The sequence below is a fragment of the Aquaspirillum sp. genome, from assembly GCF_055136605.1.
In genome coordinates, this window is record NZ_JBSQVP010000037.1 from 1 (window position 1) to 25158 (window position 25158).

At 50.5% G+C, this 25158-nt stretch carries 18 protein-coding genes and 8 tRNA genes; 11 read left to right on the plus strand and 15 right to left on the minus strand.

From position 1 onward, the window contains the following. Window positions 1–222, minus strand: a 222-nt coding sequence (locus ACTBZS_RS07730) for a hypothetical protein (RefSeq protein WP_463043101.1), incomplete at its 3' end; no start/stop codon positions are given. A gap of 196 nt (window positions 223–418) precedes the next feature. On the opposite strand from ACTBZS_RS07730, the gene ACTBZS_RS07735 reads away from it, so the two are divergent. Continuing rightward, the gene (locus tag ACTBZS_RS07735) at window positions 419–2611 is read left to right on the plus strand and encodes a YgiQ family radical SAM protein (protein WP_463043760.1); all 2193 of its coding nucleotides are present in this window, start codon (window positions 419–421) and stop codon (window positions 2609–2611) included. Between the two features lie 66 nt (window positions 2612–2677). On the opposite strand, the gene ACTBZS_RS07740 is transcribed toward ACTBZS_RS07735, so the two are convergent. Then, window positions 2678–3832 carry a class I SAM-dependent methyltransferase gene (locus ACTBZS_RS07740; RefSeq protein WP_463043761.1) on the minus strand — a complete coding sequence of 385 codons (1155 nt, stop codon included), beginning with the start codon at window positions 3830–3832 and terminating at the stop codon, window positions 2678–2680. Window positions 3833–3942: 110 nt separating this feature from the next. On the opposite strand from ACTBZS_RS07740, the gene ACTBZS_RS07745 reads away from it, so the two are divergent. The 3 genes from ACTBZS_RS07745 (at window position 3943) to ACTBZS_RS07755 (ending at window position 11118) form a co-directional block, all read left to right on the plus strand. Further along, window positions 3943–4704 (plus strand): pteridine reductase, encoded by a 762-nt coding sequence (locus ACTBZS_RS07745; RefSeq protein WP_463043762.1) that lies wholly within the window; start codon window positions 3943–3945, stop codon window positions 4702–4704. 306 nt (window positions 4705–5010) lie between these two features. Continuing rightward, window positions 5011–9648, plus strand: coding sequence for a glutamate synthase-related protein (locus ACTBZS_RS07750; protein ID WP_463043763.1), 4638 nt, complete (start codon window positions 5011–5013; stop codon window positions 9646–9648). Next, a complete protein-coding gene (locus ACTBZS_RS07755; protein WP_463043764.1) occupies window positions 9649–11118 on the plus strand; it encodes a glutamate synthase subunit beta in 1470 nt (489 codons plus the stop codon). A 417-nt stretch (window positions 11119–11535) separates the two neighbouring features. On the opposite strand, the gene ACTBZS_RS07760 is transcribed toward ACTBZS_RS07755, so the two are convergent. From ACTBZS_RS07760 to uvrC, 10 genes are all read right to left on the minus strand, one after another. Further along, window positions 11536–12234 carry a glutathione S-transferase family protein gene (locus tag ACTBZS_RS07760; protein ID WP_463043765.1) on the minus strand — a complete coding sequence of 233 codons (699 nt, stop codon included), beginning with the start codon at window positions 12232–12234 and terminating at the stop codon, window positions 11536–11538. A gap of 75 nt (window positions 12235–12309) precedes the next feature. After that, window positions 12310–13341: an NAD(P)H-dependent flavin oxidoreductase gene (locus ACTBZS_RS07765; protein ID WP_463043766.1), complete on the minus strand. Its 1032-nt coding sequence runs from the start codon at window positions 13339–13341 to the stop codon at window positions 12310–12312. Between the two features lie 87 nt (window positions 13342–13428). Continuing rightward, on the minus strand, window positions 13429–13851 hold the full coding sequence (locus tag ACTBZS_RS07770; RefSeq protein ID WP_463043767.1) for a hypothetical protein: 423 nt from the start codon (window positions 13849–13851) through the stop codon (window positions 13429–13431). A 392-nt stretch (window positions 13852–14243) separates the two neighbouring features. Further along, a tRNA-Leu gene (locus ACTBZS_RS07775) sits at window positions 14244–14332 on the minus strand. Between the two features lie 28 nt (window positions 14333–14360). Then, window positions 14361–14434, minus strand: a tRNA-Cys gene (locus ACTBZS_RS07780). Window positions 14435–14455: 21 nt separating this feature from the next. Beyond that, a tRNA-Gly gene (locus ACTBZS_RS07785) sits at window positions 14456–14531 on the minus strand. A 32-nt stretch (window positions 14532–14563) separates the two neighbouring features. Further along, window positions 14564–14639, minus strand: a tRNA-Gly gene (locus tag ACTBZS_RS07790). A gap of 40 nt (window positions 14640–14679) precedes the next feature. Then, window positions 14680–14755, minus strand: a tRNA-Gly gene (locus ACTBZS_RS07795). A gap of 84 nt (window positions 14756–14839) precedes the next feature. After that, window positions 14840–15406 (minus strand): CDP-diacylglycerol--glycerol-3-phosphate 3-phosphatidyltransferase, encoded by a 567-nt coding sequence (gene pgsA / locus ACTBZS_RS07800; protein ID WP_460430565.1) that lies wholly within the window; start codon window positions 15404–15406, stop codon window positions 14840–14842. 20 nt (window positions 15407–15426) lie between these two features. Continuing rightward, window positions 15427–17253: an excinuclease ABC subunit UvrC gene (gene uvrC, locus ACTBZS_RS07805; protein ID WP_463043768.1), complete on the minus strand. Its 1827-nt coding sequence runs from the start codon at window positions 17251–17253 to the stop codon at window positions 15427–15429. Window positions 17254–17373: 120 nt separating this feature from the next. Here uvrC and guaB point away from each other — a divergent pair, with 120 nt between their 5' ends. After that, a complete protein-coding gene (gene guaB, locus ACTBZS_RS07810) occupies window positions 17374–18834 on the plus strand; it encodes an IMP dehydrogenase (RefSeq protein WP_460430567.1) in 1461 nt (486 codons plus the stop codon). A gap of 158 nt (window positions 18835–18992) precedes the next feature. Here the strand turns inward: guaB and ACTBZS_RS07815 are convergent. The 3 genes from ACTBZS_RS07815 to ACTBZS_RS07825 form a co-directional block, all read right to left on the minus strand. Beyond that, window positions 18993–19068: transfer RNA gene (locus tag ACTBZS_RS07815), tRNA-Ala, on the minus strand. Window positions 19069–19088: 20 nt separating this feature from the next. After that, window positions 19089–19164, minus strand: a tRNA-Glu gene (locus tag ACTBZS_RS07820). A gap of 21 nt (window positions 19165–19185) precedes the next feature. Next, window positions 19186–19261, minus strand: a tRNA-Ala gene (locus ACTBZS_RS07825). A gap of 162 nt (window positions 19262–19423) precedes the next feature. On the opposite strand from ACTBZS_RS07825, the gene hpnC reads away from it, so the two are divergent. The 6 genes from hpnC to radA are packed head-to-tail and all read left to right on the plus strand — an operon-like array spanning window position 19424 to window position 25022. Then, on the plus strand, window positions 19424–20242 hold the full coding sequence (hpnC, locus tag ACTBZS_RS07830) for a squalene synthase HpnC (protein ID WP_460430568.1): 819 nt from the start codon (window positions 19424–19426) through the stop codon (window positions 20240–20242). Window positions 20243–20264: 22 nt separating this feature from the next. Continuing rightward, a complete protein-coding gene (gene hpnD / locus ACTBZS_RS07835) occupies window positions 20265–21101 on the plus strand; it encodes a presqualene diphosphate synthase HpnD (protein WP_460430569.1) in 837 nt (278 codons plus the stop codon). Next, window positions 21077–22357, plus strand: a complete 1281-nt coding sequence (gene hpnE / locus ACTBZS_RS07840) for a hydroxysqualene dehydroxylase HpnE (protein WP_463043769.1) — start codon at window positions 21077–21079, stop codon at window positions 22355–22357. The genes hpnD and hpnE overlap by 25 nt, the downstream gene beginning before the upstream one ends. Window positions 22358–22368: 11 nt before the next feature. Further along, entirely contained in the window at window positions 22369–23112 is a 744-nt protein-coding gene (locus ACTBZS_RS07845; protein WP_463043770.1) for an SDR family oxidoreductase, read from the plus strand. Between the two features lie 24 nt (window positions 23113–23136). Further along, window positions 23137–23649: a hypothetical protein gene (locus ACTBZS_RS07850; protein ID WP_460430572.1), complete on the plus strand. Its 513-nt coding sequence runs from the start codon at window positions 23137–23139 to the stop codon at window positions 23647–23649. Beyond that, window positions 23649–25022 (plus strand): DNA repair protein RadA, encoded by a 1374-nt coding sequence (gene radA / locus ACTBZS_RS07855; RefSeq protein ID WP_463043771.1) that lies wholly within the window; start codon window positions 23649–23651, stop codon window positions 25020–25022. The genes ACTBZS_RS07850 and radA overlap by 1 nt, the downstream gene beginning before the upstream one ends. The last annotated feature ends 136 nt before the right edge of the window (window positions 25023–25158 follow it).

Genomic DNA, 25158 nt, shown 5'->3' on the forward strand with positions numbered 1-25158 from the left:
TGAGCCAATATAAACACCATCGCATTTGCTGAAACCGTTGGTGAGTTTTTGCAGATCAAACCCCGATAACCAACGCTGCGGTTTGTTCGTATAACGTCGTAAGCTTCGATACTGCGTTTCGTTGCAAAAATTCCAAACCGTATTCACATCCCGCGCCATCGCCAGCAACGCTTTCGCGTGCTTGTCTTTGATGCGGAGTTTCAGGGTTTTGACGGTTTCCATGACAGAATTATAGCAAGCTGTTGTGATGAGCTGATTGATATTCAGAGATTAACAAATCATCCCGCTAGGCCGCTTTCAGCGTCCGCGCTCTTGACCTTGGGCTGAACCCCGAGGCTTTCCGCGCATTGGGTAACGGACAAGCCCAGCTCAACTCAGGCACAATAGCGGCCTTCATTCTGTTTCGGTTTTTTCTCGCATGAATCCTGTTGCTCTATCTCCCAAGCCAATCCACAGCTATCGTCCTTATCGTCGCCTATCACGGCCAGCGCCATTTTTGCCCATGTCACAGCAAGAAATGGCCGAATTAGGGTGGGACAGCTGCGACATTATTTTAGTGACTGGTGACGGTTATATCGATCATCCTAGCTTTGGGATGGCGTTGATTGGTCGTTTGTTAGAGGCACAAGGCTTTCGCGTTGGGATTATCAGCCAACCCGATTGGCACAGTGCCGACGCTTTTCGTGCCTTAGGCCGGCCCAATCTGTTTTTTGGTGTGACGGCAGGCAATATGGATTCGATGATTAACCGTTATACCGCGGATCGTCGCCCTCGTTCTGATGATGCTTACACGCCCGATGGTTTGCCAGATAAACGTCCCGACCGTGCCGTGGTGGTCTATGCACAGCGTTGTCGTGAGGCGTTTCCCGGCATTGGAGTGATGATTGGCAGTATCGAAGCCAGTTTGCGTCGGATTGCTCATTATGATTATTGGAGCGAAAAAGTCCGGCAATCGGTGTTGATTCATTCAAAAGCCGATATTTTACTTTATGGTAATGCTGAGCGCGCCCTGATTGAAATTGCCCATCGGGTCGCTGCCGGCGAGAAATTATCCGAAATTCGCGATGTGCGCGGCACCGCTTTTATTGCGCCACAGGGTTATTTGCCAGATGGTGATTGGATTGAGGTCGATTCCACTACCGTCGATGCCCCTGGACGTGTGGAGCCACATCCCGATCCCTATGCGATGGAACCCACGCCAACCGCAAGCGATACCAAGACTGACAACGGCGAGCAAACCGTTCAGCCAGTTCGTTTTATGTCATTGGCCGAGCGTGTCGCGGCACGGCGGGCGCAACGTCACAAAACGGTGGTGCGGATTCCAGCTTTTGAGGCGGTGGCTTACGATCCTGTTTTATATGCCCATGCCAGCCGCACCCTGCATCTTGAGTCCAATCCGGGTAATGCCCGCGCCTTGGTGCAATTACATGGCGAACGCGATGTGTGGCTCAACCCACCGCCTTTGCCGTTAAAAACCGAGGAGATGGACCATGTGTATGGTTTGTCATACGCCCGCCATCCACACCCTAGCTATGGTTCTGCGCGTTTTCCGGCGTGGGAGATGATTCGTTTTTCGGTCAACATTATGCGCGGTTGTTTTGGCGGCTGTACGTTCTGTTCTATCACCGAACACGAAGGACGGATTATTCAAAGCCGCTCGGAAGGCTCGATTCTGCGCGAGATTGAAGAAATTCGTGACAAAACCCCCGGCTTTACCGGCCAAATTTCCGATTTAGGTGGGCCAACGGCAAATATGTACCGTTTGACCTGTAAAGATCCAAAAATTGAATCTTCCTGTCGTCGCTTGTCTTGCGTCTATCCCGGGATTTGTGAAAATCTGAACACCGACCACGATCCGTTAATTCGCCTGTATCGCAAAGCACGCGCCCTACCCGGTATTAAAAAAATCACCATCAGCTCTGGCCTGCGTTATGACTTGGCGGTGGAATCGCCGGAATATATTAAGGAACTGGTGACGCACCATGTCGGTGGTTATTTAAAAATTGCGCCGGAACATACCGAAGCTGGGCCTTTGTCGAAGATGATGAAGCCGGGGATTGGCAGTTATGAGCGTTTCAAGAAATTATTTGAGCGTTTCTCGCGTCAAGCAGGGAAAAAACAGTATTTAATCCCTTACTTTATCGCTGCCCACCCAGGTACCAGTGATGAGGATATGTTGAATTTAGCGTTGTGGCTCAAAGCAAATGACTTCCAGCCCGATCAGGTGCAAACCTTCACTCCCACGCCGATGGCGCTGGCAACGACGATGTGGCATACCGGACGTAATCCGTTGAAAAAGCTGGCGCGGAGTTCGGAAAAGGTGGATGTGGTGCGTGATGGTTATCGTCGGAAGTTGCATAAGGCGTTTTTGCGTTATCACGACCCGAAAAATTGGCCATTGTTGCGCGAGGCGATTGAGAAAATGGGGCGTAGTGAGTTAATTGGCTATGGGCCGGAGTGTTTGATTCCGCCGGCGGATAACCAAGCCGGTCAACGCCCCCGCTCACCTCGCGCCAACGGCCTGCCGCCTCGGCCAGCGAATAAGGTGCAAATTAAACGCCCCGGTTCCAAACCCCTCACCGCCAGCGCTGCACGAAAACGGGCGCGTTGATTGTTTGAAGTGTAATGGTTGATAGGGTTGGGTTGACAATATCAACCCAACCTACACTAGTTCTATTTAGAGATAACGACAACGATCGCCGCGTAAAAACCCCTGCCATTCCAAAGGCAGGCCGCGAGAGAAGCCAATTACCTTAAATAACTCACCCATTTCCGCCGTTGACAGCAGTTTTTGCACTGCATTAGCGTGTGGCAAATAATGGGTGATGTCTTCAGGATTGAACTGTGCCAGCTGGTCGAGAATGCCCGCGTTGATCAAATACTGTGCTTGTGTGGTATAGCCTTGCAAATCCAGCCCATGTTGCAAACCAATCTCTGCCACCGTGGTAAAGTCAATATGCGTGGTGATGTCCTGCAGCCCCGGCCATAAAAAAGGATCGGCATGAGCATGATGGCGATAGTGACACATCAATGTGCCTTGCCGCCGTTGTGGGTGGTAATACTCATCACGAGGAAAACCATAGTCAAACAACAAAATCGCGCCACGCTGCAAACGCTCGGCTAAGGTGTGCATAAAACCCGCCGCAGCCAGTTGAACTTCGCTCAGATAATCCGGCCCGGGTTCCAACAAGGCAACAGCAGCTTGCAAGCGTGGGTCTTGAATCGGTCGATCAGCCCAGACAAAACCATCCTCTGACCATGCCACCCCTCGCTGCCAAGGCTGTTGGGTGGGGTCCCAATACACCAATTCACATGGGATGGCATCAAGTACTTCATTCCCGATCACCACCGCTTCAATCTGGTCTGGTAATGCACTGAGCCAAACTACCCGTGACAATAACGCTGGGCATTCTTGCATTAAATAATCGCGCTGTCGGGCGGCAAGATCGGCTGATATTTCAACAATATAGTAATGCGTTGGCAGTGCCTGTTGTTGTGCCAGTGCTTTCAATAAATCTGCTGCCAAACGGCCACTGCCTGCACCAAATTCGATCACCGTATTTCCGCTCAACGGTAACAGCGGGGCAATGTCGGCGGCGAGGGTGGCGGCAAACAGGGGGGTGATTTCTGGTGCGGTCACAAAATCACCGCTGCTGCCAAATTTATAGCTGTGGCCACTGTAATAACCGAGGTGTGGGGTATAAAGCGCCGCCTGCATATAGTCGGCAAACGAGATCCACCCCCCCCTATCAGCAATCTGTTGTTGTATCTGCTGCATCAAACGTTGGGAACTTAACAGCGCGTCGTGGTCAGGAATAGGTAAAGCACTCACAGCAATCTTTCTGTTAGCAATTGGGCAAAGGGTGCATTATTACATTGTTTTTCGCGCCTTTTCGCAGGCACAATCTGCCGACAATTTTTTCATGGTGATAGGGATTTCAGATGACAGTGATGCCACAGGAAACAGCCCCTGTTGTTCTCATCACAGGTGGAGCAAAACGGGTGGGCGCGGCGATTGCGCGTCAACTGCATCAAGTCGGTGCGCGGGTGATGTTGCACTATCGCGCTTCAGCAACCGCAGCAGAAGCCCTAGCGGCTGAACTGAATCAACAGCGTCCACACTCGGCAGCCTGTGTGCAGGCCGATTTATTAGAGACTGCGCGCTTGCCCGAGATGATCCATCACACCCTCAATTGTTTTGGGCGTTTAGATGGTTTGGTGAACAACGCTTCCAGCTTTTTCCCAACCGCACTGGGCAATATTACCGAGGCCGATTGGCATGATTTGATTGGTAGCAACCTCAAAGCACCGCTGTTTTTATCACAAGCCGCTGCGCCCTATTTACGGGCAGCAGGTGGGGCAATTGTTGGCCTGATTGATATTCACGCAGAACGCCCGATGCCGGGGCATGTGGTGTATAACTTGGCCAAAGCAGGGCATGCACAGTTAATTCGTACCCTTGCGATTGAGCTGGCGCCACAGGTACGAGTCAATGGTGTGGCCCCCGGTGCCAATGTGTGGCCTGAGGGAGAGTCGGTATTTTCTGACCCTGTGCGGCAACGAATCGAAGACAGCATTCCTCTACAACGAGTGGGAACGCCAGAGGATTTAGCAAAAACGGTGGCGTTTTTGCTGTTTGATGCGCCGTATATTACGGGGCAGATTATTGCGGTCGATGGTGGAAGAAGCATTCATTTACCCTAATAAAACGGCATGAAACCGTTTTATATGCAGTAAATAGGCCATTTTCGATCATATCCTGTCATAATGACAAAATGCCGTTACGGGTAGTCAAATGACAAGCGGCATCTCCGGCCCTGCCAACGGGGTAAATTTATGCTCTAAATTGGTGCATTGCAGCATCTTGAATTGGCATGGGCTTCCCGTTATATTCGATGGTTGCCTCTTAAATTTTCTTTTCGTACAGGCCGAAGCGTCGAGAACGACACTCGGCTTTTTTCGTCACTGGTCGTGAAACACAGGCCAGGCAATTTTGAAGGAATGCGTGTGATGGAACCGGCAGTACCAGAACGGCAGGGGTTGTACGACCCCGCCAACGAGCACGACGCTTGCGGCGTGGGCTTTGTGGCCCATGTCAAGGGTCAAAAGTCCCATAATATCGTCGAACAGGGTTTGTTAATCCTGAAAAACCTCGATCACCGTGGCGCCGTGGGTGCCGATCCACTGCAAGGTGACGGTGCCGGTATCCTGATCCAAATTCCGGATCAGTTCTATCGCGAGGACATGGCGAAACAAGGTGTGGAGTTGCCTCCAGTTGGCGAATATGGCGTGGGGATGGTGTTCTTGCCCCAAGAAGCCGCTTCTCGCCACGCCTGTATGGAAGAGATTGAGCGTTCTATCGCTGCCGAAGGTCAACGGTTGTTGGGCTGGCGCGATGTGCCGGTCAATCGTGATATGCCGATGTCGCCCACGGTGCGCGCTAAAGAGCCAGTGATTAAACAGGTGTTTGTCGGACGTGGTCCAGATGTCTTTGTGACCGATGCCCTAGAACGCAAGCTGTATATCATCCGTCGCCGTGCCGCGAATGCGATTAAAACGCTCAACTTAAAACACGGCCAAGAGTTTTATGTGCCTTCGTTCTCGGCTCGTACCGTGAACTACAAAGGCTTGTTATTGGCCGATCAGGTCGGTGTGTACTACCTCGACCTGCAAGACAAGCGCACTGTCTCGGCTTTGGCCTTGGTGCATCAACGCTTCTCGACCAATACGTTCCCGACTTGGGATTTGGCGCACCCCTTCCGTTACATTGCCCACAATGGTGAAATCAACACCGTACGCGGCAACGTCAACTGGTTTAAGGCGCGTGAACAAGCCATTTCTTCACCGATTCTCGGCGAAGATCTGAAGAAAATTTGGCCATTACACTACCCCGGTCAATCCGATTCCGCTTCGTTTGATAACGCACTGGAATTGTTGGTGATGGGCGGCGGCTATTCATTAGCCCATGCGGTGATGTTGATGATTCCAGAAGCGTGGGAAAAACACGCGCTGATGGACGAAAATCGCCGTGCTTTCTATGAATATCACGCTGCGATGATGGAACCGTGGGATGGCCCTGCGGCGGTGGCCTTTACCGATGGTCGTCAAATCGGTGCTACCCTCGACCGCAATGGCTTGCGTCCAGCCCGTTATTTGGTCACCGATGATGATTTGGTGGTGATGGCGTCGGAATCCGGTGTGTTGCCGATTCCCGAGAAGAAAATCGTCAAAAAATGGCGTTTGCAGCCCGGCAAAATGTTCCTGATCGACATGGAACAAGGCCGCATTATTGATGATAAAGAGCTGAAAGATTCGCTGGCGAATTCCAAGCCTTATCGTGAGTGGATCGAAAAAATCCGCATCAAACTCGATGAAGTGCCGGCGCCAGCAGAAAAAGCCCCGACACCTCAAGCCTCGTTGCTCGACCGTCAGCAAGCTTTTGGCTACACCCAAGAAGACATCAAAGTGATCTTGGAGCCAATGCTGCAAAACGGTGAAGAAGCCACTGGTTCGATGGGTACCGACTCGGCGCTGCCGGTGTTGTCGAAGAAAAACAAAACCCTCTATACCTACTTCAAGCAACTGTTTGCCCAAGTGACCAACCCACCTATCGACCCAATTCGTGAAGAATTAGTGATGTCGTTGGTGTCGTTTATTGGCCCGAAACCCAACTTGCTCAATACCGCTGATATCAACCCACCGATCCGCTTAGAAGTGGCACAACCGGTGTTGTCGTTCGGCGATATGGAAAAACTGCGTAATATCGAGCAGTACACCTCGGGCAAATTCCGTTCTTTCGAACTCGACATCTGCTATCCGGTGGCATGGGGCAAAGAAGGGATTGAGGCACGTTTGGCTTCGCTGGCAGCGGACGCCGAAGATGCGGTGCGTTCTGGTGCCAACATCCTGATCGTCTCCGACCGCAAGGTGGATGCAGACAATGTGGCGATTCCAGCATTGTTAGCCACCTCAGCGATTCATCAACACTTGGTGAAAAAAGGCCTGCGTACCTCTGCTGGCTTAGTGGTGGAAACTGGTTCGGCGCGTGAAGTGCATCACTTTGCCTTGTTGGGTGGCTATGGTGCAGAAGCGGTGCATCCGTTCTTGGCGTTAGAAACCATCGAGAGCTTGGCCAAGGGCGATGCAGAAAAAGCCGAGAAATTCACGAAAAACTTCATCAAAGCCGTGGGTAAAGGGCTGTGTAAAGTGATGTCCAAAATGGGCATCTCGACTTATATGTCCTACACCGGCGCGCAAATTTTTGAAGCGATTGGTCTGCAAAAAGACTTCGTTGAAAAATACTTCACCGGCACGCCCTCGAACATCGAGGGGATTGGTGTGTTTGAAGTGGCAGAAGAAGCGATTCGTCTGCACAGCGACGCTTTCTCGCCCGATCCTGTGTTAGCCAATATGTTGGATGCTGGTGGTGAATACGCCTTCCGTATTCGCGGCGAAGAACATATGTGGACGCCCGATTCCATTGCCAAGCTGCAGCACTCCACCCGTTCTGGTAAGTACGAAACTTACAAAGAATACGCCAAGCTGATTAACGACCAGACCAAGCGTCATTTGACCTTGCGCGGCTTGTTCGATTTCAAATTTGCTGCTGAGTCGATTCCATTAGAGGAAGTCGAACCCGCAAAAGAGATCGTAAAACGCTTTGCGACGGGGGCGATGTCCTTAGGTTCGATCTCGACCGAAGCCCATACCACCTTGGCGATTGCGATGAACCGCATTGGTGGTAAGTCCAACACCGGCGAGGGTGGCGAAGATGCAAAACGCTTCTTGCCATTAAAAGCCGGTCAAAAATTGTCGGAAGTGGTCGGGGTGTCCCGTATTGAGCGCGATTATGTGTTCAAAGAGGGCGATTCCCTGCGTTCGGCGATTAAACAAGTGGCATCGGGTCGCTTTGGTGTGACCACGGAATATCTGGTCAATGCTGACCAAATTCAGATCAAGATGGCGCAAGGGGCAAAACCGGGCGAAGGCGGTCAATTGCCGGGGCATAAAGTCTCGGAATACATCGGCTTCTTGCGTCACTCGGTGCCGGGCGTCGGTTTGATTTCGCCACCTCCACACCACGATATCTATTCCATCGAAGACTTGGCACAGCTGATTCACGATTTGAAAAACGCCAACGACCGCGCTTCTATCTCGGTCAAACTGGTGTCTGAAGTCGGTGTCGGTACGGTGGCTGCCGGTGTAGCAAAAGCGAAAGCTGACCATGTAGTGATTGCTGGTTTTGACGGGGGGACGGGCGCTTCGCCAGTGTCGTCGATCAAACATGCTGGGACACCGTGGGAACTGGGTTTGGCTGAAACGCAACAGACCTTGGTGCTTAACCGTCTGCGTTCGCGGATCCGTGTGCAAGTTGATGGCCAAATGAAAACCGGCCGCGATGTGGTAATTGGTGCATTGTTAGGGGCGGATGAGTTTGGCTTTGCCACTGCGCCGTTGGTGGTCGAAGGCTGCATCATGATGCGTAAATGTCACCTCAACACCTGCCCAGTCGGCGTTGCGACACAAGACCCTGAATTGCGTAAGCGTTTTACCGGTCAGCCTGAGCATGTGGTCAACTACTTCTTCTTTGTAGCTGAAGAAGTGCGCGAATTGATGGCACAACTGGGGATTCGTAAGTTTGATGATCTGGTGGGCCGTGTCGATCTGCTGGAAACCCGTGCTGGTATTGAACATTGGAAAGCCAAAGGCTTAGATTTCTCGAAAATCTTCCATCAGCCTGCGGTGCCTGCCGATGTGTCGCGCCGTCATACCGAAGTGCAAGACCACGGTTTGGACAAAGCGTTGGATCACAAGCTGATTGAACAAGCGAAACCTGCGCTGGAAAAAGGCCAAAAAGTTCAAATCGAAACCGCTATTACCAACGTCAACCGCACCTGCGGCACGATGTTGTCGGGCGAGGTGGCACGTCGTTATGGCCATGCAGGTCTGCCAGATGACACCATCCACGTCAAATTGACTGGTACAGCAGGGCAAGCGTTTGGGGCTTTCTTGGCCAAAGGCGTGACCTTGGAACTGACCGGCGAGGGTAACGATTACGTTGGTAAAGGGTTGTCCGGTGGTCGCATCGTGATCAAACCACACCCCGATTTCCGTGGTGATACTCAACAGAACATTATTGTCGGTAACACAGTGATGTATGGCGCGACTGAGGGCGAAGCTTTCTTGTCGGGCGTGGGTGGCGAACGTTTCTGTGTCCGTAACTCTGGCGCTACCGCGATTGTCGAAGGCGTGGGCGATCATGGTTGTGAATACATGACCGGCGGTACCGTGGTGGTGTTGGGGATGACTGGTCGTAACTTTGCGGCGGGGATGTCGGGCGGTATTGCGTATGTGTTGGATGAAGAAGGTACATTCAAACACCGTTGCAATATGGCACAAGTGGCGTTGGAAAAAGTCTTGCCAGCCAGCCGCCATGCGCCGAACGAGCCCTTACATCGCGGCCAAGCCGATGAGGTGTTGTTGAAAGAGTTAATCACTCGTCACGTTGAACACACCGGCAGTGCTGTTGCCAAACGCATTCTGGCGGATTGGGAGCTGTATCGCGAAAAATTCGTCAAAGTTTATCCACATGAATACAAGCGCGCCCTCACCGAGTTGGCCGCTGCTGCACAGAAGGAGGCCGCATAAATGGGCAAGCCGACTGGTTTCATGGAGTTTGAACGCGTCGAAGAGGCCTACGAGCCGGTTGAAGCGCGTTTGAAACATTACAAAGAATTTGTCATTACCCTGTCTGACGACGAAGCCAAAACCCAAGGCGCACGTTGTATGGACTGTGGCATTCCGTTCTGTAACAACGGCTGCCCTGTGAACAACATCATTCCAGACTGGAACGATTTGGTTTACAAAGGCAACTGGAAACAGGCGTTGGATGTGCTGCATTCCACCAATAACTTCCCTGACTTTACTGGCCGCATTTGTCCTGCGCCATGTGAAGCCGCCTGTACCCTTGGCATTAACGCTGCGCCGGTTGGAATTAAATCCATCGAGCACGCGATTATCGACAAGGGTTGGGACATGGGCTGGGTGGTGCCGCAGCCTGCTTCGGTAAAAACCGGTAAAAAAGTGGCGATTGTTGGTTCTGGCCCTGCTGGTTTAGCCGCAGCGCAACAACTGGCGCGTGTCGGCCATGACGTAACCGTGTTCGAGAAATCGAGCCGTCTTGGTGGTTTGTTGGGGTTTGGGATTCCCGACTTCAAATTAAACAAAACCGTGATTGATCGCCGTGTGTCACAGATGCAGGCCGAGGGAGTGAACTTCCGTACCAAGGTCATCATTGGTGATAAGCATGTCCCTGCTGGTATCAATAACGACGCGACGACGGTGATTCCTGCTGAGCAGCTGAAGAAAGATTTTGATGCGGTGATTTTGGCGGCGGGTTCGGAAGTGCCTCGCGATTTACCTGTTCCGGGTCGTCAGTTGAAGGGCATTTATGCGGCGTTGGAGTTTTTGATTCCGCAAAATAAAGAAGTGCAACAAGGCCTCACCAATCCAATCAATGTGGAAGGTAAGCATGTGGTGGTGATTGGTGGTGGTGATACCGGTTCTGACTGTGTTGGCACCAGCTATCGTCAAGGTGCGGCGTCGGTGACGCAGTTTGAATTGATGCCTGCGCCTCCCGAACAGGAAGATAAGCCATTGGTATGGCCTTACTGGCCACTGAAAATGCGCACCTCGTCTTCGCATAAAGAAGGTGAGACCAAACGTGAATTTGCGGTTGCGACCAAAGAGTTCATTGATGATGGCGAAGGTAATGTGAAAGCGTTGCGCGCTGTGCGTGTTGAGTGGAAAGACGGCAAGATGATTGAAGTCGCGGGTAGCGAGTTCGAGATTCCTTGTGATGCGGCTTTCTTGGCAATGGGCTTTACCAATCCGGTGGGCAGTTTGTTGGATGCTTTTGGTGTAGAACGCGATGCGCGGAACAATGCCAAGGCAACAACGGATGGCGAGGGTTGTTATCACACGAACATCAGCGGTGTGTTTGCTGCTGGTGATGTGCGTCGTGGTCAGTCTTTGGTAGTGTGGGCGATCCGCGAAGGTCGTCAAGCAGCGCGTGAAGTAGATGCGTTCTTGATGGGTGACAGCATCCTTCCCCGCTAATCCTAAGCATGAAAAATCCCCCACTGTGTGATGCAGTGGGGGATTTTTTTGTTGTCGTTGGGGAGTGATAGGGGGGTCATAAAAACGGTGCCCACCTTACTCGAATCAACCAACATTTGCGGTTTTTTTACGTTTGTTAAGTACGTTGTGAGTTGAGCTGTTATTCTCAATTTTCCGCTAAAAGCCGTTGACGGCGGTGTTTAGCCATCTTGGGCCGGTGGCGTGTGGTTGAAAATTGCATTTGCAGTGTTGTGCAGTTTTTTTATTGCCTCGCGCAAATCCTGCTTTTTCAAGTTGCTGGTGTGGTGGTTGTTTGCAGTGCGTCTGCCAGTAAGATGAACACCATTTTTGCGCTTACCATTTTAAATCTGGTTGCTTCGTAAATGGTGTTGGGTTGAAAAAATTTACTAGTGCTAATTAGACGGGATTAGGTTGCTTGGTACGAAGATCGACGATCCATTCACCAGCAGCCTGCGCTTCCCGTTCATGTGCTTCATCACGCCAGACTTCATCTAATGCAGCGTTGTACCAGTCAACCATATGAGGGAGCGATAGTATTCGATCAACGTATGCACGTGATTCTACTGAAAGGCGTGGCGAGTAAGATTGAGCCCTGAAGGCTAGCGGTGCAAAGAAAGCATCTACTGCGGTGAAGTGTGTGCCAGCTAGGAAATGGCCTCCGAACTTCAGTAGACCTTGTCTCCAGATTTCATCAACTCTCAACCACTCGCGTTCAAGCGCGGGGGTGATTTCATTGAGTTGAACCCGTAATCCGCAGTTCATAGGGCAGATATTTCGTATGTTCGAGAAACCTGAATGCATTTCTGCTGCGGCTGACCGTGCCCACGCCCTAGCATGTGTTGTTTGTGGCCAAGCTAGAGGGTTGAGCTCTGCGATGTATTCAACGATTGCAAAGGAATCCCAGACGACTAACTCATCGTGTACCAGACATGGTACTTGTCCAGATGGTGAGAAAGTTTTGAAACCCTCTGGCGTGGTCATCGATCCGAATGGAACAAGTCGTTCATCAAATGGGATCTGTAGTTGTTTGAGTAGAATCCAAGGTCGCAGAGACCATGATGAGTAATTTTTGTTTGCGATGTAGAGGGTGAGCAAAGGTACTTTCCTTCGTAAATTTTTGGTATGGCATCTGGAGTTGTAATATGTTAGGTTGATTTCATCAACTCAAACTTACGGCGTTAATGCACAAGTTAGTTCCGAGGCTGATATTTCTTTACATCCGCTCGTATTTTGTCCTGCCCATAACGGCGAAAAATCACTGCTGCCTTGGCTTTCTGCTTTCGCTCTCAAGGGCGCGATAGCTGCTGTTGCTAAAGGAAACATGGGCGCGGTGGGGCTGATAGGCCCGATTTCACGCATGATGCGATTTACAATGCCACGTGCTGGCCGCCCTGAGAATATATTAGTCAGAGCCGTGATGCGGGATATGTCGCTTTTTAGTGCTGCACGATGTATTGCACTGGTGTTTGCTTCGGGACATAGCATATAGGCTGTTCCCACTTGCACCCCTGCTGCGCCGAGTGCTATTGCTGCTGCAACCCCTTTAGCATCTGCGATGCCACCAGCGGCGATGATCGGTACTTTTACAGATTGTGCAATCTGTTGTACCAATGCAAATGTGCCCATTTGCGTGTTCAAATCTTCCGATAAGAACATACCTCGATGCCCACCTGCTTCAAGTCCTTGCGCAATAATCGCATCGACTCCATGCGCTTCTAACCAGCGTGCTTCTTCGACCGTTGTGGCAGAAGATAGCACTCTCGCACCCCATTTTTTCACTCGTTTCAGCAATTCGGGTGTAGGCAGGCCAAAATGGAAACTCACAACAGCAGGTTTAAATTCTTCTAGGACCTCTGCAGCTGCTGCATTGAATGGCACACGACCTTGCCCTGTAGGAATTATGTTTGGGTCGATGCCATATTCAAGGAAATACGGCATCAGCGTTTGCCGCCAAATTGCTTCGCGCTTGGTATCAATTTCGGGTGGTGTATGGCAGAAGAAATTGACGTTGTACGGCTTTGTTGTCTGCGCTTTGATGGTTGCCAATTCTTGACGCATGGTGTTGAGGTCGAGCATGGCACAGGGGAGTGAGCCAAGTCCGCCTGCGTTGGAGACAGCCACTGTGAGCGCACTACCCTGCACTCCTGCCATTGGAGCTTGGATGATTGGACGCTCTATGCCAAGCAGTTTTTGTAAAGTCATTTCTGCGCCTCGTATTTCAAATTATGCGATATGGTGGCATTGGATCAATTTCGTCAACCTAATACCACCTACGGGGCTGCACGACGTTTAGTTCAGTGGGCTGAAAACTGGTGAATCAAGAAGTGATAAGCAAACGGTAGTTAAGATCTTTTCCTGTGTGATTGCCATGCAATCAGAAAATGGATCCTTTCCATTAACATCTTTACTTAGGTACCCATTTCGTTGTAGGTAAAGATGAAAGATTGACAATTCTTTTTCCTTCCAAACAAGAGAGAAATCATACTCCATGGCACAAATACGTTTGCTAATTGCAACAGGACGGTGCTTAATTGTGATCGAGTGATGGAGACAATTACAGGTAATAGACGTATTAGTAAAATTCATGGTACCAATTTTAGAATTGGGTGCTCCTGAAAGTGTGCGAATGAAATGGTTGTGCTGCTGTTCCAAGCGCGCTAAGTCATTTAAAGCCTGTAAACTCGGTAAGGTTTCGTCTAGAGTGGTACTCATTTTATTTTCCTTAGTGATTGAAACTAGTGTAAGACATGTAAAAAATGGCATAACAAAATTCAAAGCATGGTTATTGCTCTAATTTCGTTTAAATACTACATAGATAGCCACATCAGTACTTTCAATGACTTGAATGGCTGTGTTACAAAATCTATTTCATACGGCATAACCTATCTGCCGAAATTTATGATGTCAAACCAATTTTGTGGTGCGTTTGTGTAATGATGAGTAGAGATGAAATGGACAGCAGGCACAGTTTGTATGGTGGAGATAGTAGAAAAGACTGATTGTGAGGGGATATTAAGGAATCGAACGGCAAAAAACAAAAAACCCCGTAACCGTTTGGTTTACGAGGTTCACTGGAGCTTCTAAAAACTCTTGGAATTCTGAAATGGTGCCCGGGACCGGAATCGAACCGGTACAGCCTTTTCAAGCCGACGGATTTTAAGTCCGTTGTGTCTACCTATTTCACCACCCGGGCGACACAATGAAATCGATCTGATGCAATTTGGAGGCGGGGGTCGGAATCGAACCGGCGTCTACGGATTTGCAATCCGCTGCATAACCACTTTGCTACCCCGCCAGTGAAACAGTTCATTTTAGCTGGAGCGGGAAACGAGTCTCGAACTCGCGACCTCAACCTTGGCAAGGTTGCGCTCTACCAACTGAGCTATTCCCGCTTGGACCTAACTGGCACTATTCGCTATCTGGCTGGAGCGGGAAACGAGTCTCGAACTCGCGACCTCAACCTTGGCAAGGTTGCGCTCTACCAACTGAGCTATTCCCGCGCTAGATAGTGATTATCCCGACAAATATATGAGCAAGCGTTGGAGCGGGAAACGAGTCTCGAACTCGCGACCTCAACCTTGGCAAGGTTGCGCTCTACCAACTGAGCTATTCCCGCTTTGCTGTTTGCACATTCGTTTGTGCGAGAGACGCGCATTATAAACACTCTCTATCTGCTGTCAAGCACTCTGTTGCAACTTTTTTAACGCCGAAACTGCTCCGCCGCCATTTTTAGGTAGTAAACCATTGACCATAAAGTCAAAATTGCCGCTACAACCATCAAACCATTCCCAAATAAAAAGGGATCAAGGCCCGGAATCAGCGGTTGTGCATACAGTAATAACAAAATAGCCACCATCTGAGCCGTGGTTTTCAACTTACCAATATATGCCACAGCCACGCTGCGATGTGCACCTAACTGTGCCATCCATTCGCGTAAGGCCGAAATCGTGATCTCACGGCCAATAATAATCATCGCCAACCATCCCGACGTTCGGCCCAGCTCAACCAACAAGATCAATGCCGCTGCCACAATCAATTTGTCGGCAACAGGATCTAAAAAAGCACCGAAGGCCGAGGTTTGTCCCCACCGCCGAGCCAGAAAACCGTCTAACCAATCTGTTATTGCCGCAAGGGCAAAAATCAGCGCAGCGAGGGTGTTACGCATTTCCCCTGCCAATATCGGTTCAGGCCAATAAAACAGCGCCACAAAAACGGGGATCAGTGCAACGCGCAGCCAAGTTAAAAAGATCGGGACATTAAACGGCATGAAAATTCACAATTTTTAATTTAGGGTTGAGAAGAAAAAGAGGGTTGTGCATCGGGGTGTAGTGCAGCGTAAACGCGCTCGGCCAATTTACGGCTCATCCCTTCAACTTTGGCGATATCCTCAATACTCGCTGCCATCACCCCACGCAATCCACCAAAGTGCGCCAACAGCCGTTGCCGCCGCCGGCTGCCAATCCCCTCAATATCTTCGAGCTTGGATTGAACCCGCGCCTTATTGCGGCGTTGGCGGTGGCCGGTGATGGCAAAGCGGTGAGCTTCGTCGCGAATGGTTTGAATCAAATGCAGCGCAGCGTGATTGTTGCCCAATTGTACCGATTTCGCGGCATATTCTAATATCAGCGTTTCACAACCGGGCCGGCGTTCTTCCCCTTTTGCCACACCGATGATCGGAATATGGCTCAGTCCTAGCTCTTCTAATACCTGCTTTGCCACATTCACTTGGCCTTGTCCACCATCAATCAGCACAATATCAGGTGTGGCAGCTTCGCCCGCTACGGTTTTTTCGTAACGGCGAAATAACACCTGCCGCATCGCCGCGTAGTCATCCCCACCGACAATTCCTTCAATATGATAGCGCCGGTATTGGCTGGGCTGCATGGCACCGTGGTCATACACCACACACGATGCCACTGTGGCCTCACCCTGCGTATGAGAAATGTCGAAACACTCGAGACGTTGCAGCGGCTCAATCCCACTGACTTCACTCAATGCGGCCAAACGCAACCCTTGTTGTTGTGCCAAGAGACGGCGTTGGCTAAGAGCGAGTGTGGCATTTTTCTGTGACATTTCCAGCCATCGCTGCATTTCGCCCTGCTGTGGTTGCACCACCCGTACCGCTTTGTCGGTTTGCTGCGCTAATAAACTGACCACACTGACGTTGATCGAATATTCACAGATCAACAAGGGCGGTACAGGCTGTCCACTGTAATGCTGCAAAACAAAGGCTTCTAAAATGGCTTCAGGTTCCCATTGCTGGCTATTTTCTGGGAATAAGCTGCGATCACCGACATGCCTTCCTCCACGAATCATCACTAAATTGACACAAACTAGATCATGGCTTTGGGCGATGGTGATTACATCTGCATCGGTTGTGTTGGCGGTGCTGCTGACATACTGTGTATCTTGCAGTCTGGCTAAGGCTTGGATTTGGTCGCGCAATGCGGCGGCTTGTTCAAATTCCCACGCGGCACTGGCGGCTTGCATGTCTTTTTCTAAACTGGACAGCACATCGTGAGTGCGGCCTTGTAAAAAAGCGACAGCGCGTTGCACATCTTGTTGATATTGCGCTTGGCTGATGGCATCGACACATGGGCCAGAACACCGCTTGATTTGATACAGTAAACAAGGCCGTGAGCGATGATGAAACACAGTGTCTTCGCACGTCCGCAAGCGAAACACGCGTTGCAAAATATGAATCGCCTCGCGTACTGCTTGGCCGTTTGGGTAGGGGCCGAAATATCGCCCTTGCTGTAATGCGCCACGATACAAACTAAGTTGTGGGTAGGCGTGGGGAGAAAATTGCAAGTAAGGATAGGATTTGTCGTCGCGGAATAAAATGTTGTACTTGGGCGCCAAGGACTTGATGAGATTGTTTTCAAGTACCAAAGCTTCGACTTCATTGCGTACAACCGTGGTTTCGATGGCGGCGATTTGTTTCACCATCAAAGCAATGCGAGGCGATAAATCACTTTTTTGGAAATATTGACTGACCCGCCGTTTAAGATCGATGGCCTTGCCGACATACAACACATCTCCGTTGCTATCGAGCATACGATACACACCGGGCAACGTGGGAAGATTGGCGAGAATAGGTTTTGCGTCGAACATAAAAGAAACCAAGCAGCCATCAAAGGCAAAATTGTACTGGGGATTTGATATTGAGCAATATCAATTTCCCTCTTATCGCCGACATCGGTATAATGCGGCTTTGCCGCCAAAGGAAACGCCATGCGTATCGTTCAGAAAGCTTACACCTTCGACGACCTCCTGCTTGTTCCCGCTCACTCCAACGTTTTGCCTCGCGATGTGAGCTTATCTACCCAGCTAACCCGCCGTATCCGCCTGAATCTGCCTGTTGTCGCTGCTGCGATGGACACGGTGACTGAAGCCCGTTTGGCCATTGCTCTGGCACAAGAAGGCGGGATTGGTATTTTGCACAAAAACATGCCTGCTGCTCGTCAGGCGCTGGAAGTCTCGAAAGTTAAACGCCACGAATCAGGTGTGGTGAAAGATCCGATTACTATTAAGCCGGATATGTTGGTGCGCGATGTGATCGCCTTGGCGCGTGAGCACCGGATCTCGGGTTTGCCAGTGATTGAAAATGGCAAAGTGGTTGGGATTGTGACCAATCGCGATTTACGTTTCGAATCTCGCTATGACATGCCAGTGCGTTCGATCATGACGCCACAAGATAAACTGGTTACCGTGAAAGAAGGCGCTTCGTTAGATGAAGCGCGCGAATTGATGCACGCTAACCGCCTTGAGCGCGTGTTGGTCGTGAATGAAGCTTTTGAGTTAAAAGGCCTCATTACGGTGAAAGACATCATCAAAACCAGCGAAAAACCGTTGGCTTGCAAAGACAGCCACGGCCAATTGCGTGTGGGTGCTGCGGTCGGTGTGGGCGAAGGGACAGATGAGCGTGTTCGCTTGTTGGTCGAAGCCGGTGTCGATGTGATTGTGGTGGATACTGCCCACGGTCATAGCCAAGGGGTGTTAGATCGCGTGCGTTGGGTGAAACAAAACTTCCCACACGTTGATGTGATTGGCGGCAATATTGCCACCGCCGCCGCTGCGTTAGCCTTGGTGGAAGCCGGCGCTGACGGTGTAAAAGTCGGTATTGGCCCAGGCTCGATTTGTACCACGCGTATTGTTGCCGGTGTTGGTGTGCCGCAGTTGACGGCGGTTTCGAATGTCGCGACTGCGTTGGCAGAAACCGGCGTCCCGTTGATTGCCGATGGTGGCATTCGTTTCTCTGGTGATATTGCCAAGGCGATTGCTGCTGGGGCAAATTGTGTGATGTTGGGTGGTTTGTTGGCTGGGACTGAAGAAGCCCCCGGTGAGATTGAGTTATACCAAGGTCGTTCGTTCAAGAGCTATCGCGGCATGGGTTCGCTCGGTGCAATGCAGCAAGGTTCCAGTGATCGTTACTTCCAAGATAATGAAGGTAATGTCGATAAGTTGGTGCCGGAGGGGATTGAAGGCCGTGTACCGTACAAAGGTTCGGTGATTGCGGTGATTCATCAGTTGATGGGTGGCTTGCGTTCGTCGATGGGGTATTGTGGTTGCGCCTCTATTGATGATATGCGGACTAAGGCAGAGTTTGTTGAGATTACGTCAGCAGGTATGCGTGAATCGCATGTGCACGATGTGCAAATCACAAAAGAAGCACCAAACTATCGCTTGGATTGATATTGTTGCAATAACAATAACAGTGACCACGCCCCGCATGATTGCGGGGCGTTTTTTTATGTTTCGCTGAATGCGTGGTGGTGGGTATCGTGTGTTTTGATGTGAGGAATAGGACGCAAAAAAGCCAGCATAAGTGCTGGCTGGTCTTTATATTCATTTGGTGGAGGTAAGCGGGATCGAACCGCTGACCTCTTGCATGCCATGCAAGCGCTCTCCCAGCTGAGCTATACCCCCACTGAATTTGACTTTCTAAGTGGCGTCCCCACGGGGATTCGAACCCCGGTTATCGCCGTGAAAGGGCGGTGTCCTAGGCCTCTAGACGATGGGGACGTACTTTTGACAGTAAGTCTTTGGTGGAGCTAAGCGGGATCGAACCGCTGACCTCTTGCATGCCATGCAAGCGCTCTCCCAGCTGAGCTATAGCCCCAATTTGGCCTTTCGCGTAACTGCTGGGCTACGCGAAGTGGGGCGAACTATAGAGTATGTTTTGGCCTTTGTAAAGGGCTTTTTTGTTAAAGCATAAATCTTTTACTTGGCTGGGGTATACTGACAGGCTTTTTCCATAACCAATCACTGCAAAGATTGCCTGATGGCTGCTCCGTCGCATTACGAAAACTTTCCTGTAGGTTCATTGCTGTTGCCCCGACGCATCCGCCCTGCGGTTCATGCAATCTACCACTTTGCCCGATACGCAGACGACATTGCTGACGAGGGGGAGTTTGATGTTCAAACTCGGCTTGATGGGTTGCAAGATTGTCGCAACAAACTCTGTGCCATCGAAGCCGGCGATCCTTTTCTGCATGATGCGATTTTTGGGCCGTTGGCAGCGGCGATACAACAACATGGTTTACCGTTTTCCCATTTTTACGACTTGCTCGATGCGTTTGAACAGGATGTCACCGTTTCGCGTTACGAAACATTTGCTGATGTTGTGGCGTATTGCCGCAAGTCTGCCAATCCGGTTGGACGTTTAATGCTGCATTTGTTCGGTGAGCACGATCGGCGCGCACTGGCCATGAGCGATGGGATTTGTACGGCATTACAGCTTGCTAACTTTTTGCAAGACGTTGCGGTTGATTGGCAGAAAGGGCGGGTGTATTTGCCGCAAGAAGAACTGCGACGCTATCGCGTGACAGAAACACAAATTGCTAACCAAGATTGTAGTGGTTTGTGGGAAATGATGATGCGGGCTCAGGTTAAACGTGCTCGTGATATGTTGGGTGCAGGGGCGCCTTTGGCAAAGCAATTACCCGGTCGTTTTGGCTTTGAGTTGCGTTTGATTGTGATGGGTGGAGAAACCATTCTCCGTAAGATCCACCGTGCCGGAGGAGATGTGTTTAGCCAGCGTATTCGCCTAGAAAAACGCGATTGGTTATATATGTTCTACCGTGCGCTACGTGCTAATTGATGTTTGAAATAAGGATAGTCGAGTGACGCCTGACGAATATTGCCAAGACCGTGCTGCAAAAAGCGGTTCGAGCTTTTATTACAGTTTTCGTTTTCTACCAGAACAACGTCGGCGGGCGATTACTGCGCTATATGCTTTTTGCCGTGAAGTCGATGATGTCGTGGATGAGTGCATGGATGAAAATGTGGCGCATACCAAATTGGCTTGGTGGCGTTCCGAGGTCGATAAAATCTATGCCTCGTGTCCTGAGCATCCGGTAGGTAGAGCGTTATTGCCGCATGTCAGTACCTATGATCTGCCGCAGGGTCTATTGCATGAAATCATTGATGGCATGGAAATGGATTTACAGCAGGCACGCTATAACAGCTTCAAAGATCTACAACTCTATTGCCATCGGGTGGCTGGTGTTGTTGGCCAGTTGGCCGCCCAAATTTTTGGCTATCAAGACCACCGCACTTTGAAATATGCACACACCCTAGGCTTGGCCTTCCAACTGACCAATATTATTCGTGATGTTGGGGAAGATGCGCGCCGTGGGCGGATTTATCTTCCTGTGGAAGATTTGCAACGCTTTCAAGTGCCAGCAAGTGATGTGCTCAATTATCGAGAAACCCCAGCCTTTCGTGAGCTGATGTTGTTTCAAATTGAACGTGCAGAACAATACTATCAACAAGCGCTCGACTTGTTACCTAAGGTTGATCGAAAAACACAGCGCCCCGGCTTGATGATGGCGGCAATCTATCGGGCGACTTTGGAAGAAATCCGCCGTGATGGACCAGAAAAAGTGCTCAATCAGCGCTTGAGTTTAACCCCGATTCGAAAACTCTGGTTGGCATGGAAAACGTCCGTATTGCCGTAATCGGTGGGGGATGGGCAGGTATCAGCGCAGCGGCTACCCTCTTGCAACACGCTTCTCGTCCCTTGCATATCACCCTGTTTGAAGCGGGTAAGCAGTTAGGGGGACGTGCACGCAGTGTGCAGCTGGATCAATATGTGCTGGATAATGGCCAACACATATTGATGGGAGCTTATCAAGACACTTTGCAGCTCTGGCGACAGCTTGGCGTGGTGGAGCATGATGTTGTGCGCCGTCAGCCTTTTTGCTTGCAGGTCGTGCAGGGTCAACACACCGTTCTCAACTATCAATTGGCCGCATCAGGGCCCCATTGGTGGCGTTTGTTATCAGCAGGACTGCGTGTTCAGGGGGTATCGTTACGCGAACGTTGGGCGTTGGTGCGCGCAATGGCAGCTTTGTTGACACAACCTATCTTGCCACAGACGACGGTAGCGCAATGGTTGGGACAGACCAAGCAAAGTGATAGCCTGATTCGTAAGTTGTGGGAGCCGTTAGTGCTAGCGGCTTTAAATACGCCGTTAACCACGGCTTCCATGTCGGTGTTTGCACAAGTATTACGTGATAGCGTGTTAAGTGGTGCTGGCGCGAGTGATTTGTTGTTGCCTATCCAACCCTTGGCAGCATTGTTAGCTTTGCCAGCATTATCATTTTTGCAACAAAACGGTGTAAGCTGTTGTCTACAACGGCGAGTAAAACAGGTGGAGCCTGTCGAAAAAGGTGTTTTAGTTGATGGCGTTTTCTATCATGCAGTGATTGTAGCGACTGCGCCGCAACATACGGCAGCCTTATTTACACAACCGCTGCCAGATTGGCCACAGTGGGACTATCATCCCATCGCAACGGTTTACTGTCGTTATGCCCAACAGGTTAAATTGCCATATCCGATGGTAGGTATTGCCGGCGGTTTGGGGCAATGGGTGTTTGATCGACAGTCGCTGTATGGCGAAAATGGCATGATAGCGGTGGTCATCAGTGGCCCGGGTGAGCATCTAACTTGGTCTCATGCCGAGCTAATAGATCGAGTCACGACAGAAATCTCAGCCTGTTTTGCGGCACCACAACCGCTGTGGGCGCGGGTTGTGATAGAAAAGCGCGCGACTTTTGCCTGTGTGGCGGGTCGTGAGCAACCACAATCTAGACCGTGGCCTCAAATTTACTTGGCCGGCGATTATTTAATCGCCGATTATCCTGCAACCTTGGAAAGTGCCGTGCGTTCAGGCAAACTGGCTGCAACCCAATTGCTTAATCAATATCAATAAAAGTGATGAAAATGAGTTTTTCCCTCCCTGATGCCGAAAGTTTGCGTGGGCGTGTCATTTTAGTAACGGGTGCCAGTCAGGGTTTAGGCCGTACTGTGGCATTGGCAGCGGCACAACATGGTGCCACCGTCGTGTTGTTGGCACGCAGTGTCCGTAAACTTGAGAAAGTTTATGATGAAATTGTGGCCCAAGGTGGCCCAGAGCCGGTTGCAATCCCAATGGACTTATTAACGGCAGAAGAAGCCCAATTCAACGACCTTGCCCTGCAAATTCACAAGGTGTTAGGTCGTCTGGATGGCATCGTCCATTGCGCTGCACACTTTTATGCTTCTTCACCCTTGATCAATCAAACGGTGGAAGAATGGGTCAACCAATACCGAATTAACACCGTTGCCCCCTTCGCGCTCACTCGTGCTTGTGCGCCGTTATTGTTCCGTGCTGAAGATGCTTCAGTGATCTTAGTGAGTGAGACCCATGCGGTACACCCGGGGCCATTCTGGGGTGGGTTTGGCGCGTCGAAATGTGCGTTGTCACACTTAGCTCAAGTTGCAACACAAGAATGGGACGCCTTCCCTCAAGTGCGGATCAATGTCTTGGTGCCGGGGCCTGTTGCCTCACCGCAGCGCACGCGCACGCATCCCGGTGAAACAAAAACACACCTGCCAACTTTAGAAAGCTTAGTACCGGCTTTCTTATTCTGGTTGGGGCCAGCAAGTCGTGGCCGCAGCGGTGAAGTGATCGAACTCAATCCTTGATTTTATAACGCGGAGACCGCCCACATGCGTCATCTATCCTCTATGTTGTTAGCGACGGTACTGATTACCCCGCTAACAGGTTGTGATTGGGTCATGAATGTGTCTGGCCTCAATAGTGAAGCTCATAAGGCAATTGGCGCCTCATGTCGGCAAACAGGTCGTTCATTAGAAGAGTGTTTCCAACGTAATCCACAGGCCGATCGTGCACAGGTCTTCGCTGGTTGGAAAGAAATGAACGAGTACATGACAAAAAATAAGCTTGATACGCTAACACCACCGCCTGATTTGCCCTCTCCTGAAGAATTAGAGAAGAAGCGCAAAGAAGAGGAAGAAGCCAAGAAAAAAGCCGCTAGTTTAGGGCCAGATGGAAAGCCCGACCCTGAAGTAGAAGCGGTATTGCGTTCTTTAGGCGATAAGCATAGTGATGCCCGTGATGTTGCCGATAATGCGGTCGAAAAAGACCTACATAAGGTCATGGACATCATCAACGATGCGAGCCCACCACCAACGAACCCAATCCCCGGTATCAACAGCTAATGGCAAAAGCAGCAAAAACCGTTTTCGTCTGTGAAGAATGCGGTGGGCAAGTCAGTAAATGGCAAGGGCAGTGCCCACACTGCCAAGCTTGGAACCGCTTATCCGAGCAAACCATTGCCCCCGCAGTACAAACACCGGCGCGTTTTGCCGCTTTGGCTGTTACGCACGGCAAAGTACAAACACTGTCAGAAGTCAGCGCGGAAGAGGCGCCCCGTTTCTCAACCTCGATTGATGAATTTGATCGTGCTTTGGGTGGTGGTTTGGTGCGTGGTGCCGTGGTGTTGATCGGCGGCGATCCCGGCATTGGTAAGTCCACCTTGTTGCTGCAAACCCTTGCTGCAATCGGCAGTCAACGCTCAGTGTTGTATGTCACTGGCGAAGAATCACCACAGCAAATTGCCTTGCGTGCACAACGATTGGCAGTGTCGGCTGATAGTGTGCGCTTATTGGCAGAAATTCGAACTGAACAGATTTTGGCTTGCTTACAACAAGAGCAGCCACAAGTTGTCGTCATCGATTCGATTCAAACGGTTTACACTGAAACTCTTTCCTCTGCCCCTGGCTCAGTTTCTCAAGTCCGAGAATGTGCGGCACAACTGACCCGTTACGCCAAAAGTACCGGCTGCACCATGATTTTGGTGGGCCATGTAACAAAAGAAGGTGCGTTGGCAGGGCCTCGGGTGTTAGAACATATTGTTGATTCAGTCCTCTATTTTGAAGGGGATACTCACTCTAATTTCCGCATGATTCGTGCAGTGAAAAATCGCTTTGGTGCGGTGAACGAGCTCGGGGTATTTGCCATGACTGAACGGGGTTTACGAGGGGTGTCGAATCCTTCGGCCATGTTCCTATCAAGTCATCGAGATGATGTACCCGGCTCGTGTGTGTTGGTCACTCAAGAAGGAACTCGTCCACTATTAGTTGAAATTCAAGCCTTAGTGGATGAAGCACATGCACCACAACCACGGCGATTAACGGTAGGGCTAGAACAAAATCGGTTAGCAATGTTATTGGCGGTGTTACATCGTCATGGTGGTGTTGCTTGTTTTGACCGCGACGTTTTTATCAATGCTGTCGGCGGTGTGCGAATCAGTGAACCTGCTTCCGATTTAGCTGTGTTGCTCGCCATTGTGTCTTCACTGCGAGATAAAGCTTTACCAGAAAAAATGGTGGTCTTTGGTGAGGTAGGGCTTGGCGGTGAGGTAAGACCGGTGGCGCGTGGCCAAGAACGGCTACGCGAAGCAGCAAAGCTTGGCTTTACTCGGGCGATTATTCCAACCGCCAACCGACCAAAACAAAGTATTGAGGGTATGACTTTGGTGAACGTAGATCGTTTGGATCAAGCTTTAGCTGCCTGCCGAGAATTTTCTTAATTTAAATTTTTTAAAAATCAGTGTGTTATTCAATTTCCTAAAGTTTTTGTGAGTGTAGGTGTTGACGGTGAGAGGTGGAGTGGGTATAGTTCGCTTCCTCGCTGCAACACAGCAGCAGCAAACAGCGTTTAGTTGT

Bases quoted from the DNA above. Each gene is read 5' to 3' on its own strand.
- ACTBZS_RS07735 (WP_463043760.1), top strand. From the start codon at position 419: ATGAATCCTGTTGCTCTATCTCCCAAGCCAATCCACAGCTATCGTCCT.
- ACTBZS_RS07745 (WP_463043762.1), top strand. From the start codon at position 3,943: ATGACAGTGATGCCACAGGAAACAGCCCCTGTTGTTCTCATCACAGGT.
- ACTBZS_RS07750 (WP_463043763.1), top strand. From the start codon at position 5,011: ATGGAACCGGCAGTACCAGAACGGCAGGGGTTGTACGACCCCGCCAAC.
- ACTBZS_RS07755 (WP_463043764.1), top strand. From the start codon at position 9,649: ATGGGCAAGCCGACTGGTTTCATGGAGTTTGAACGCGTCGAAGAGGCC.
- ACTBZS_RS07765 (WP_463043766.1), bottom strand. From the start codon at position 13,341: ATGACTTTACAAAAACTGCTTGGCATAGAGCGTCCAATCATCCAAGCT.
- ACTBZS_RS07770 (WP_463043767.1), bottom strand. From the start codon at position 13,851: ATGAGTACCACTCTAGACGAAACCTTACCGAGTTTACAGGCTTTAAAT.
- pgsA (WP_460430565.1), bottom strand. From the start codon at position 15,406: ATGCCGTTTAATGTCCCGATCTTTTTAACTTGGCTGCGCGTTGCACTG.
- uvrC (WP_463043768.1), bottom strand. From the start codon at position 17,253: ATGTTCGACGCAAAACCTATTCTCGCCAATCTTCCCACGTTGCCCGGT.
- guaB (WP_460430567.1), top strand. From the start codon at position 17,374: ATGCGTATCGTTCAGAAAGCTTACACCTTCGACGACCTCCTGCTTGTT.
- hpnC (WP_460430568.1), top strand. From the start codon at position 19,424: ATGGCTGCTCCGTCGCATTACGAAAACTTTCCTGTAGGTTCATTGCTG.
- hpnE (WP_463043769.1), top strand. From the start codon at position 21,077: ATGGAAAACGTCCGTATTGCCGTAATCGGTGGGGGATGGGCAGGTATC.
- ACTBZS_RS07845 (WP_463043770.1), top strand. From the start codon at position 22,369: ATGAGTTTTTCCCTCCCTGATGCCGAAAGTTTGCGTGGGCGTGTCATT.
- ACTBZS_RS07850 (WP_460430572.1), top strand. From the start codon at position 23,137: ATGCGTCATCTATCCTCTATGTTGTTAGCGACGGTACTGATTACCCCG.
- radA (WP_463043771.1), top strand. From the start codon at position 23,649: ATGGCAAAAGCAGCAAAAACCGTTTTCGTCTGTGAAGAATGCGGTGGG.